At 62.5% G+C, this 12,036-nt stretch carries 11 protein-coding genes; 7 read left to right on the top strand and 4 right to left on the bottom strand.

Going from position 1 to position 12,036, the window contains the following annotated elements:
• Positions 1 to 310 precede the first annotated feature (310 nt).
• The 5 genes from AC1D75_RS05175 to AC1D75_RS05195 all read left to right on the top strand — a co-directional run bounded on the left by AC1D75_RS05175 (position 311) and on the right by AC1D75_RS05195 (position 6,059).
• Complete coding sequence (locus AC1D75_RS05175) at positions 311 to 1,573, top strand: ABC transporter substrate-binding protein (RefSeq protein WP_495514219.1); 1,263 nt, start codon at positions 311 to 313, stop codon at positions 1,571 to 1,573.
• Positions 1,574 to 1,765: 192 nt separating this feature from the next.
• Positions 1,766 to 3,778, top strand: coding sequence for an ABC transporter permease (locus AC1D75_RS05180; protein WP_495514220.1), 2,013 nt, complete (start codon positions 1,766 to 1,768; stop codon positions 3,776 to 3,778).
• The gene (locus AC1D75_RS05185) at positions 3,768 to 4,592 is read left to right on the top strand and encodes an ABC transporter ATP-binding protein (RefSeq protein ID WP_495514221.1); all 825 of its coding nucleotides are present in this window, start codon (positions 3,768 to 3,770) and stop codon (positions 4,590 to 4,592) included. Before AC1D75_RS05180 ends, AC1D75_RS05185 begins: the two co-directional genes overlap by 11 nt.
• Entirely contained in the window at positions 4,589 to 5,344 is a 756-nt protein-coding gene (locus AC1D75_RS05190; protein WP_495514222.1) for an ABC transporter ATP-binding protein, read from the top strand. The genes AC1D75_RS05185 and AC1D75_RS05190 overlap by 4 nt, the downstream gene beginning before the upstream one ends.
• Positions 5,345 to 5,378: 34 nt before the next feature.
• On the top strand, positions 5,379 to 6,059 hold the full coding sequence (locus AC1D75_RS05195; protein ID WP_495514223.1) for a TetR/AcrR family transcriptional regulator: 681 nt from the start codon (positions 5,379 to 5,381) through the stop codon (positions 6,057 to 6,059).
• 119 nt (positions 6,060 to 6,178) lie between these two features.
• Here the strand turns inward: AC1D75_RS05195 and AC1D75_RS05200 are convergent, their stop codons facing one another.
• Genes AC1D75_RS05200 through AC1D75_RS05215 form a run of 4 tightly spaced genes read right to left on the bottom strand, consistent with a single transcriptional unit; the run spans position 6,179 to position 10,177 of the window.
• On the bottom strand, positions 6,179 to 6,913 hold the full coding sequence (locus AC1D75_RS05200; RefSeq protein ID WP_495515986.1) for a glycerophosphodiester phosphodiesterase: 735 nt from the start codon (positions 6,911 to 6,913) through the stop codon (positions 6,179 to 6,181).
• A gap of 2 nt (positions 6,914 to 6,915) precedes the next feature.
• Positions 6,916 to 8,292 carry an ABC transporter substrate-binding protein gene (locus AC1D75_RS05205; protein ID WP_495514224.1) on the bottom strand — a complete coding sequence of 459 codons (1,377 nt, stop codon included), beginning with the start codon at positions 8,290 to 8,292 and terminating at the stop codon, positions 6,916 to 6,918.
• 47 nt (positions 8,293 to 8,339) lie between these two features.
• Complete coding sequence (locus AC1D75_RS05210) at positions 8,340 to 9,221, bottom strand: carbohydrate ABC transporter permease (RefSeq protein WP_495514225.1); 882 nt, start codon at positions 9,219 to 9,221, stop codon at positions 8,340 to 8,342.
• On the bottom strand, positions 9,221 to 10,177 hold the full coding sequence (locus AC1D75_RS05215; protein WP_495514226.1) for a carbohydrate ABC transporter permease: 957 nt from the start codon (positions 10,175 to 10,177) through the stop codon (positions 9,221 to 9,223). Before AC1D75_RS05215 ends, AC1D75_RS05210 begins: the two co-directional genes overlap by 1 nt.
• Before the next feature lie 311 nt (positions 10,178 to 10,488).
• Here AC1D75_RS05215 and AC1D75_RS05220 point away from each other — a divergent pair, with 311 nt between their 5' ends.
• Positions 10,489 to 11,310 carry a DeoR/GlpR family DNA-binding transcription regulator gene (locus tag AC1D75_RS05220; RefSeq protein WP_495514227.1) on the top strand — a complete coding sequence of 274 codons (822 nt, stop codon included), beginning with the start codon at positions 10,489 to 10,491 and terminating at the stop codon, positions 11,308 to 11,310.
• The gene (locus tag AC1D75_RS05225; protein ID WP_495514228.1) at positions 11,310 to 11,993 is read left to right on the top strand and encodes an HAD family hydrolase; all 684 of its coding nucleotides are present in this window, start codon (positions 11,310 to 11,312) and stop codon (positions 11,991 to 11,993) included. The genes AC1D75_RS05220 and AC1D75_RS05225 overlap by 1 nt, the downstream gene beginning before the upstream one ends.
• Positions 11,994 to 12,036 lie beyond the last annotated feature (43 nt).

Genomic DNA, 12,036 nt, shown 5'->3' on the forward strand with positions numbered 1-12,036 from the left:
GCATCTCTGGTGCCTGAGCACGGCATTCTATGCACGCCGTCGGTGTTTTCGGGTCTGAACGCATCGGCTGATCCGACACCGAATTGCACCTTGACACGGCTGTAAGGCAAGGGCTACTTTTCGAGTGGCCCAGATCACACCCGGATTGGGCACGACGGATGGCACAGACGCTATTCGGTTGCAACCCCGTGTAACTCGGAGGATCTGGCCGGGATCAACAATGTGCCCGAACATCGAATTTCGCCGCGTGCGGATCGATGTTGTCGGCGCATACCCATCTCGACCACACGCCGCCGGGAAAGGCATTGAAATGCGTAAGAAAACCGGCCGAATAGCGGCAGCATTTGTCGCAGCGGTGTGTGTCTTCTCCGTCGTCTCATGTAGCGACGACAGTGATTCCGGTGGTGACGCCAGCGCGTCTCCGTCCGAGAGCGGTATCAAGGCGGTAGGCGAGTCGATCAAGGTCGGCTTCTTGAACCCGTCCAACGGCCCGATCACCCAGCCGGGTGTGGAGACCGGACAGAAGGCGGCAGTCAACTACATCAACAACGAGCTGGGCGGCATCGCCGGGCGCCCGATCGAGGTCGTCAATTGCGCCGTCGATGTCACGGCCCCGGAATCGACCATCGGTTGTGCCAATCAACTCGCGCAGGCCGGCGTGGTTGCGGTGATCGACGGTTATGACGCGGCATCGAGTGCAGCACTGCCCATCCTGCAATCGGCCAACATCCCGTTGGTCGGCCAGATCCCGTTCGACTCGGTCACCGGCTCCTCGCCCGACAACCGGGTCTACTTCGGGCCACCGCAAGCCTCATTCCTGATCGGTGTCATGCAGTCGCTCAAGCAGCAGGGTAAGAACTCTCTGACGCTGGCCAACGTCGACGTCGCTGCCGCGCACCAGACATTCGACCGGATTCTCAAACCCCTCGGCGCACAGCTCGGGCTCGAGGTGAGCAGTGTCTACTATTCGGCGACCAACCCGAACTACACCGCACTGGCCTCGACCATCAATTCGAGCAACCCCGATGTCGGCGGCCTGATGACGTCGCAGACCGATGCCAACTGCACCAAGCTGGCCCAGTCGCTGCGCAGCGTCGGGTTCCAGAACACGATGTTCCTGGCGGCCTGCACCGAGTTCATCGACACGATGGGTGCGCAGGCGGTCGGTGCGCAGACGTACTCGCCGATCTGGCTCGAGCCCGCCAAGGATTCGGCGCCGGCGCCGATGCAGGAAAACATCGATATCACAGCCGAATACGTCGATGAAGAAGGTGGCAACGGAGGCTTCTATGCCTATGGCACCTTCTCCACCTTTGTCGACTTTGCCAGGACGCTGGGTGCGGCCGCACCGACCGAGGTCACCGGACCGACCGTTCTGGCCGCGCTGAAGGCTGTCGATGGCTACCAGAGCTGGCTGGGACCGGTGCTCAGTTGCGGCAAGGCGACAAGCCCCAACTGCACCACGGAGATGTTCGTCTTCGAGGTGACCGGTGACAAGAAGACCGAACCCATCGGTGGCGGCCTGATCCAGCCGAACCCGCAGGCGCTGGCAATGATCCCGGGCGCCAGCTAGTAGCGGGATTGACGCACAACAGATTCGGGGGTGTGCTGCGCGGTAGTAGCCGCGCGGTGCACCCCCGTATCAACCCCCGAATACGAAGCGGGGAGTGATCCTTGGGCGCAAGAGCTTTCCGGTTCGGTGCAGATTCTGCACCGCCGCCCACACATTGAGTCCAAGAAGCGGGAATGAGGTGGCCACGGTCTCATGAGTCAATTTCTTCAGTTCGTTTTCCTCGGCCTGTCTGTCGGCGCAATCTATTCTGTGTTCGCGACGTCCCTGGTCGGGATCTACGCCGCAACCGGGGTCATCAACTTCGCACAGGGGTCCATAGCCCTGTGGGCGGTGTATGTTGTTGCCGCCCTGCGCACTGATGGCACTTTTGTATTACCGATCGGCAGTATCTCGCTGGGCAGCGAGGATGATCCGACAGCGATGGTCCCGGCGATCATCATCGGTGTGGCCACCGCGGCACTCTGGGGACTGCTGGCCCACCTCCTGATCTTCCGGCCACTGCGGCGGGCCCCGGTCCTGGCGCAGGTGGTCGCCTCGGTGGGTTTGATGCTCTTCATCCAGGCCCTGGTGACCCTGCGCTTCGAAACCGATTCGCTGATGGCGCTACCGGTTCTGCCCGAGAAGACATTTGAACTCGCCGGTGCGGTCATCAACGTCAGTGACCTGCTGCTGGCCGCCACCGCAATCGTCATCGCCGGACTGTTCTGGGCGTACTTCCAACTGACCACACTTGGTGTGGCCACCAGGGCAGGGGCCGAGGACGAACTCGCCGCCCGGCTCGCCGGATACTCGCCCGATCGACTTGCCGCCATCGTCTGGGTCATCACCGGTGCGGCATCCGGGTTGATAGTTGTCCTGGGTGCGTACACCATCGGCTTGGACTCGGCGAGCTACACGTTCTACATCATCCCGGCGCTGGCGGTCGCCCTTGTCGGTCGCCTGACGTCGTTTGGGATCGCTTGCGCTGCAGGTCTTGTGCTGGGTTCGTTCCAGGCGGTCATCCTGTGGGCAGGCACACTCGACTGGTGGCCGAGCTGGGCGCAGACCGGACTCGGAGACGCCGTCCCGTTTGTCATCGTGGTGGTGGCCCTGTTCCTGCTCGGTGGCAAGATCCCTTCCCGTGGCTCGCTCGGGGAGGCGAAGATGCCGGCTGTGACGATCCCCAGGCTTCGTCCGATCCCGGTTGTCGCGGTGATCGTCGCAGTGGTGATCGCCGTCCTGTTGACCTCGGGCAGTTGGCGTTTCGGAATCGTGACCTCGATGATCCTGTCACTCATCGCATTGTCGCTCGTTTTGCTCACGGGCTATCTGGGGCAGATTTCGTTGGCCAGCATGGCCTTTGCCGGCACCGCCGGATTTGCGTTGTCGAAGGTGACCACCAACTGGGGGGTGCCCTTTCCCTTCAGCATCCTGATCTCGGCGCTGCTGGCCACCGCACTCGGTGTGATCGTGGGAGTACCCGCCTTGCGAATCCGGGGTGCTCAACTCGCAGTGGTGACTTTGGCTGCAGCCCTCGCGATTCAGAGTTTCGTTTTCAACAACCCCTCGATCACGCCGTTCGAGGGAAACCTGATCGAGGACCCGAAGCTCTTCGGCTGGGACCTGTCGGTGCGGCAGGGCGCCGAGCTGACGACGGTCGAGTTCTCGATGATGGTGCTGGTGGTTGTCGGGGTGTTGACCCTGATCGTCATGCGGTTCATGGCCGGCTCCACCGGACGGGCATTTCTGGCGGTCCGCTCCAATGAACGTGCGGCAGCGTCGGTGGGGATCAACGTCGCGGCGACCAAGCTGCTCGGGTTCGCCCTGTCGGCCTTCCTGGCAGGCGTCGGTGGTTGCCTGATCGGCTACAGCCGTGGACAACTGTCGGCGGCATCGTTCACCGTGATCGTCGGACTGGTTCTGCTGGCGATGACATACGTCGGCGGCATCACCTCGGTCTGGGGCGCGTTCATCGCCGGCATCATCGGGCCGCTCGGCGTCGGATACGTATTCCTCACCCAGACACTCGATCTCGGCCAGTACTACCAACTCATCGCCGCCGGCGGCCTGCTGCTGATGGCCGTGCTCAATCCGGTCGGAGTCGTCGGTGCCGTGCAGGAGACGGTGGCCCACGTCAAGGCCAGGTTCGGTACGCCATCACCGACGGAACCACCTGCGCCACCGAACGACAACTCCGAACCGAAAGCGAGTTCTCATGTCGGCTGAAACCACCGCCTCGCTGTTGCAGGCCCGCGACCTCTCGGTGCGATATGGCGGTGTGGTCGCCAACGACAAGATCGCACTGTCGGTCGAGGCCGGTGAGATCGTCGGGCTGATCGGCCCCAACGGCGCAGGCAAGACAACGTTTGTCGATGCCGTCACCGGGTTCACCAGATCGACCGGTGAGGTGTCGCTGGCGGGGACCCGGATCGAGAAGCAGAGTCCGCACCGCAGGCGCGGCGCCGGAATGGCGCGCACGTGGCAGGCCGGCGAACTGTTCGTCGACCTGACGGTCGCCGAAAACCTCGCCGTCGCAGTGCAACGTCCAGGGTTGCGAGCTCTGGTCGCCGATGTCTTCACCGGATCGAAACCGCCTGCGGCCACCATCGGTGAGGCGCTGGCGATGGTCGGACTCACCGATGTCGCCGATAGACGTCCTGGCGAACTGTCCCTGGGACAGCAGAAGATGGTAGGTGTGGCCCGCGCGCTCGTCGGCGGCACCCGGTTGGTGCTGCTCGACGAACCGGCGGCCGGACTCGACACCCACGAGAGCAAGGCATTCGGTGCCGAACTGCGGCGGATCGCCGATACGGGGATCGGCATCCTGCTGATCGATCACGACATGTCGCTGGTCCTGGAGGTGTGTGATCGCCTGTATGTCCTGGACTTCGGACGCGTCATCGCCTCTGGTGTGCCGCAGGACATCCGCGACAACCCGGAGGTGGTCGCGGCCTATCTCGGCAGCCCCGAGGTCAGCGACGCCGACATCGACCTCGACGTCCCACCGGGCGCCGGGCTGCAGAAAGGGAACGCCGGATGAGCACAGCTGTTGTCACGCAACCGGTCCTGACGATCGAGGGGCTCACCGTCGGATACGGCGGCGTGCCCGCCGTCCGGGATCTGGACGCCGCCGTCTGTGCGGGGGAGATCCTGGCATTGCTCGGTCCGAACGGGGCGGGCAAGACCACCGCCCTGTTGGCCGCGGTCGGCGCCTTGCCGGTGATGTCGGGGACCATCACAGCGCTTGGAGAGCCGTTGGACAAGCGGGTCGAACGCAATGCCCGACGTGGCATCACGCTGGTGCCGGACAATCGCGGGGTGTTCCACAAATTGTCGGTCGCCGACAATCTTCGACTGGCTCACCGCAAAGGCGGTGCGGATGTCGACGTCGTCTTCGACTACTTCCCGAAGCTGGCCGGCCTGCGGGGACGGAAGTGCGGCAACCTCTCTGGCGGCGAGCAGCAGATGTTGGCCCTGGCCAAGGCGCTACTGCCGCGGCCCAAGATCCTGCTCATCGATGAACTCAGTCTGGGGCTGTCACCGATCGCGGTGAAGGATCTGCTGCCCAGGCTGCGCACCATCGCCGACGAACAGCAGATGGCGATCGTGTTGGTGGAGCAGCACATCGACCTTGCGCTTGCGATCGCCGACTCGGCGATCGTGCTGCATCATGGCCGGGTGGCATTGGCCGGACCGGCCTCCGAACTCAGCGCCCAGCGTGAGACGGTTGAGGCCGCTTACTTCGGTCGGGTCGGTGGCTCTGACGATGAGGCGGCAGTGTCCACCGATTGAGACCGAATCGCTACCAGGGCTGGAGGAGCCGATTGTGTCGAAGACGCCGCGGTCATCCGCAACTGGGGCCAAGGCCCCTCGGAGCACCCGGAATCGGCCGACCGACAGCGAGCTGATGGATGCTGCGCTGGCGGTGATCGCCGATGTCGGTGCCGGGCGGGCGACCATGGACATGATCGCCGATCGGGCGGGCACATCGCGGGTCACGCTCTACGCGCACTTCGGTTCTCGGGATTCGCTGGTCGATGCGGTGCTGGATCGGGAGATGACGACCCTGACCCGCTGGAAGCTTGCCGCCTACGACCAGGGCGATGAGATGACGTACGGCGATCACACCCGCTATTCGGTCGAGGTGTTGTTCGAATACGCACGTCGCAATCCGGAAGGTTTCCGGGTGCTGCTGACCAACCGGGAAGAACATCGCGAATCCGCGCGGCAACTGTCTTCGGCGCTGGAACCCCGACTCGCACAACGTCTCCGCGCCGCCTTCTCCAATCGAGGGCACACCGTCGGGGTCGGTGTCGACGTCCTGGCCTCGATGCTGATCGGGATGACCCTCGATGTCGCCCATCGCGCGGTGATCGTCGCGGGGGCGAGTGTCGACGCCGCCTGTGAACTGGCGGTGGCCTCGGCTCTATCGGTGTTGCGCTCGGTAGAAGTGAAGCAATTGCAGGCGATCGACGAATCGCTCGGGATCGGCCGTGAGGGCACGTGAGCGGGGCGAGCGCCCCGTGCCGTCGGCCCCTTTCATCATTCGGGAACCGGCATCGCACCGACAACGCCGGCGCCGAGGTCGCCACACGGAGCGGTGACCTCGGCGCCGGTTGAGTGCTGTCAGCTTCGGGCTGCGTCCAACCATTGGCGGGCATTCCGGGGATCGTCGGCAGTGCTGCCGTCCAGACCCAATTCGACAGCGCGCGCGGCATCCGCAGGCGAGCGCATGGGCCACCCGTGCACGTCGTATCCTTCCTCGTGCATCTGGGCGACGAGTTCGGCGGTCAAACCCTCCCAGCCGCAATAGAAGGAACTCGATCCGGTGGCGACGAGGACCGCCTCGATGCCATCCGGATGACGCTCGAGACTCGGGTACCCCATCACGATCAGACCGCGGGGAACCGAGGGGGCGTGCTGGGCCGCCGCATGCAGGGCCGCAGGCAGGAAGCTGGTGATCTGCACACGATCGGCGTCTCGCGGTCGGGCACGCAGAATCCGCGCGATTTCCGGAACGACCTCGGTCGCCTTGATCTCCACCTGCAAGGAGACCGCCGTCGCATCCAGTGTCTCATCGAAGGTCAGCGTCGGAAACCCGGACTCGGTGATCACCGTCTTGATCTGCTCCAGGCTCAGGTCCGCGACCGGTCCGAGGTTCTTCCCCGAGGCATCGCGGGCCGTACGGTCGAGGGTCGCGTCGTGCAGCACGATCGCGGCACCGTCTGCCGTGAGTCGTACATCGAGCTCGATTTCGTCTGCACCGTGTTCTTCGGCGAGGAGAAAAGACTCGACACTGTTCTCCGGAGCGTGTGCCATGGCACCCCGATGACCGACGACTTTGAACGTCTTCGTCTGCATGATCACGCCACCAACTTGTCGTACTGGGTCTTGACGGACTCGGTGTCGGCGCGGAGTTTGGAAGCCGTCGCCTTCAGGATCTGCGCCGGATCGGCGTTCTCGGCATACAGCTTCTGGATCACGGTGCGCATCTCGATGATGGTGCTCTGCACATAGCGACGCACGGCATCGGGCTGACGAGCGATTGCGAGCTGGTCGACGGCCAGCTTGTAGCTGGGATTTTCGGCAATCACCTTGTTCACCTTCGCGGAGTTCGCGGCGGAGATGGTGGCGGGGAGATATCCGGTGCCCACGGTCCATGTCGACGACGCGTCTTCCTGCGACAGATACCGCAGCACCTCGGCGGCCGCTTCCTTACGTTCAGCGGAGGCACCCTTCATGATTCCGAGTCCGGCACCACCGGTCGGAACGCCGGGGGCAACACCCTGGGGTAGGAAGCCCGCGCCCACCTCGAACTCGGCGCCCTTGATGAGCCCGGTCAAAGACCCGGTGGAGTTGGTGATGGTGGCGACAAGGCCATTGGTGAAGTCGGTGTTCACATCCTGTGCCAGATAGCCGGATTTGTCGTCGTTGACGATGGCGCGATCGAACTCTGCGGCACTGATTGCCTCCGGGGAATCGAGGGTTACATCCAGGCCGTTGCTGATCGAAGCACCGTAGTTCCACAGCAGGCCCTGCATGTACCAATCGTCGGCGCCGGTGTAGGCGCGCATGTGCAGGGTGTTGCCCTTGTACTTCTGGCCCGTGATCTGTTTGCCCCAAGAGCGGAACTCGTCCCACGTCGCCGGTGCGCGATCGGGAAGTCCGGCGGCAGAGAAGATCTCCTTGTTGTAGTAGAACAGCGGGGTCGATCGGCCGAATGGAACCCAGAAGCTCTCGCCGCGCACGACTCCCTCGTTGAAGAGTCGCTCGTTGAATGTGGCCGGGCCGAAACTCGAATCGAAGTATCCATCAAGTGGTTCCAGTGTTCCATTGAGAAAGAACTTGTTCCACGACACATCGGAGAACACGCCGATGTCGGGAACCTGGCGGGCCTGCAGGCCGGCGGCGATCTTCTCGGTCACACCGTCGTAGCCGTCGAATTGCTGTACCTCGGCGTAGATATCCGTCTGGGACTCATTGAATTTCTGCAGGACCCCGGTGAACACCTCATGATTGTTCCCGGCCCACGGACTCCAGATCACGGTGTTGACACGTCCGGCGAACTGGCTGGGAGGCTTGACATCCGGTTGTCCGAGCGAGGAGCCGGACGAGACTCCGCCGCCACAGGCGGAGAGGACGGGGACTGCCACCGCCACTGCGCCCGCGGCTTTGAGGAATCCGCGGCGACTGACGTTGGACGCGAGTGGTGAACTCGCCGAACGAGAGAACAAGGACATGGAACCGACTCCTCGGGTGACTGCTTGACTGGCAGGGTGGATGTTCTTCAACGCTTCATCGAGGCGCCGGCCAGGCCGGCGATGATGAATCGTTGTGCGAAAAGAAAGATCAGAAGCATGGGCATGACCACAAAAGTGGTGCCGGCCATGATGGTTCCCCACTGATCGACGCCCTCGGACTCTTTGAGCGACATCAAACCGATGGGCAGTGTGCGCATCTGAACCGTGTTGGTCACCAACAACGGCCAGATGAAGTCGTTCCATTCGTCGATCACCGCGATCAACGCAACAGTGATGACGGCGGGAAGTGACATGGGAAGTGCGAAGAAGAACAGGCGGCGCATGTGCCCGGCACCATCGAGTTCTGCGGCTTCCATCACCTCCTCGGGCAGTGACAGAAAATGTTGGCGCAGAAGGAAGGTGCCGAAAGCGCTACCCATCCCGGGCAGGATGATGCCGGCGTACGTATTGATCAGTCCGAGATTGCCGATGGTGATGTAGTTGATCAGCAATGTGACGTGGCCCGGGACCATCAGGGCACCGAGAACCGCGAGGAAGATCCACTTCTTGCCCGGAAAGTCCAGGAACGCGAAGGCATAGGCGCTGAAGAGGGCCAGCACCACTTTTCCGGTTGCGCCGATCGACGTCACGATGAGCGAGTTGACGAAGAAATTGCCGAACGGTACCGCGTTCCAGGCGCGCGAGAAGTTGTCCCAGACGATCTCACTCGGAAGCCACTGCAGGGGCCACTGATAGATCTCGTTCTCCGGCTTGATCGCCGACGTGATCATCCAGAAGAACGGAATGAAGAAGATCAACCCGACGATGGCCAACAATGGCCAGGCCCACCAGTCTTTGCGCCGAACCTTCTGACGCGGTGTGGGTTTGTCGATATCGAGGTCAACGGTAGGAGCGGGTAGCAGTGCCATCAGTAGTGAACCTTCCGCTCGATGAAGCGCATCTGAAAGCCGGTGACGAACATGAGGATCACGAACATCACCATCGACCCGGCCGCGGCCGTACCCGCGCTGAATGATTTGAAGCCTTCTTGGTAGATGAACCAGCTCAACGTCGTGGTCGCCTCGGCGGGTCCACCCCCGGTCATCATCGCGATGATGTCGAACGACTGGAACGCACTGATCACCTGCGTCACCACCAGGAAGAAGGTGGTGGGCGACAACAGCGGGAAGGTGATGTGCCGGAACGTCTGCCACTGACTCGCGCCGTCGAGTCGGGCTGCCTCCCGGACGTCCTCCGGCACGTTCTGCAGGGCGGCGAGGTACACGATGGAGACGAATCCGACGCCCTTCCAGATCGAGACGATGATCAGCGCCGGGAGGGCCCAGTCACTCGTCGTCGTCCAATGTGGAGACGTGGCGCCGAACGCACCGAACACAGCGCGGGACAGTCCGTAGTTGGGGTCGAAGATGAACAACCAGATCGCTGCCACGGCAGCACCCGACAGGATGTGCGGAGAGAACGCCAGCGCCGTCACTGCGCCCCGCCCGGGGATATTTCGGTTGAACAGGCAGGCCAGAGCGAGTCCGAGGACCAGGCTGACAACAACGATGGCAACCACCCAGATCAGGGTGAGGCGTAATACCGATATGAATGCCGGGTCGTTGAACAGCCGTGTGTAGTTGTCGAGCCCGACGAAGAGTGGTTCGGGTGCGATCATGTCCCACTCGGTCAGGCTGAGATAGACGTTTCCGATCACCGGCCAGTATGCGAATACTGCGATCAGGGCGAGGTTGGGCAGCGCGAACAGTACGAAAAGTCGGTAGCTCTTGCGCTTTCGTCTCTTTCGCGACCGTAGCGGAGTCTCACCCCGGTCCGCGGGCGCTTGGGTAGCACGCGCGGGTGAGCGCTGAGCTGTCAGCGACATGTCGGGACCATTCTCTTAGATAACAGTTGAAGTGATACGAGTAGCTAGCCGCGAATCATGTTGCACGGTGGCCAGGGTGGGGTCAAATGGGGCGATCGGCGCTGAATGAGCGATGAAAACAGCCGCACAAAATCGCTAAATAGGTTGGGCCACAACGGAACCTGGCGGAATGTAGATCGGACGAAATGCGTGGTGGTGCCGAAGATGATGGTCTGCGTCGGAAAGTCTTCCGTCGTCGTTCATTGTCTATTCATATCGGTCAAAGTGATATAACTGTCATCGACAAAGACCTGTCAGCGTGAAGGGGTTTCATGACGCGTCGAATGATCAGCTCGAGCCGGCAGGAACGACTGGACGGGATCCTCGAGTGCCTGATGGAGGACGACACCGCATCGGCTCAGAGTCTTGCCATCCAGTTCGGTGTCTCACTGATGACCGTTCACCGTGATCTGGACGAGTTGCAGCGACGAGGTGTTGTACGCAAGTTCCGTGGTGGTGTGAACATCGATCGCACCAGCAACTTCGAGATCGCGGCCGCGCTACGGCGTCGTCTCGCGGTACCCGAGAAACAGGCACTTGCCGCGGCCGCAGCCGAGGCGGTGCAACCGGGCCAGGTGGTGATGCTCGACGACTCGACCACAGTGGCGCAGATGCTTCCGCACCTGGTGGCCATCGAAGCACTGCGTGTGGTCACGAACTTCCTGCCGACCCTGAACGAACTGGCCGTCGACGGAAGCCTCGCCGTCACTGCGTTGGGCGGGGACTACGACCACAGTCATGAGTCGTACCTCGGTGAAGGGGCGGTGCGGGCGGTACGAGCGATGCGGGTCGACACACTGTTCTTCTCGACATCGAGCGCCGATGCCGACGGCATCTACCACCAAGAGGAAAAGATAGTGTCCATCAAATCTGCGATGATCTCGTGTGCGCGTCGCCGGGTGATGCTGATGGACAGCTCCAAGCTCGAGCAGACGTCGTTGCACCACATCGGTGGCTGGGACCATATCGACGAACTGATCACCGATTCCGCTGCACCCGAACGGATTCTCGTCGCGATTCGCGATGCAGGTGTCCACGTACGCGTCGTCCCGATCCCCACCCCGGACGATTCCACAATTGAGAGGAACATCTGATGCTTCAAGCGGTCTTCTGGGATATGGATGGAACGATCGTGGACACAGAGCCCTGCTGGTTCGCTGCGGAGACCGCACTGTTGAGCCGCTTCGGTGTCGAGTGGACCGATGAGCAGGCCGTCGGCCTCGTCGGGAACGCACTGCCTGATTCGGCTGCGATCTTGCAAGCCGCGGGCGCCGACCTTCCGATTCGCGACATCGTGGACGAATTGCTGCGATCAGTGATCGGGGAGGTGTCCCAGTCGATCGTCTGGCGACCGGGAGCACGTGAACTGCTGGAAGAACTTCGGGCAGCGGACATCCCGTGTGTCATGGTGACGATGAGTGAAGCGCCACTGGCCGAGGTGATAGCTCGGGAACTGCCCGAGGGCACGTTCGCGTTCCTGGTCACGGGCGACATGGTGATCAACGGCAAACCACACCCTGAGCCGTACCTGCGGGCCGCCGCGGAACTGGCACGGCGTGTGGGTTCGATCTCGATGGATCATGTGGTCGCCATAGAGGACTCACTGCCGGGCGTGGAATCAGCACGGGCATCGGGTGCAGTCACCGTGGGGGTCCCGAACATGGTGGCCTTGCCTGACCACCCGCACACCACGACGTGGTCGACGTTGCAAGGCAAGACCATTGACGATCTGAACGACCTGGTTGCCGCGCGGGTAGGCGTCGTCGAGTCTGCCTGAACCGCTCGGTCTTCCGCCTCTGCCTGTCCGCCACCTGATTCGC

This window comes from Williamsia sp. Y712 (assembly GCF_059445525.1).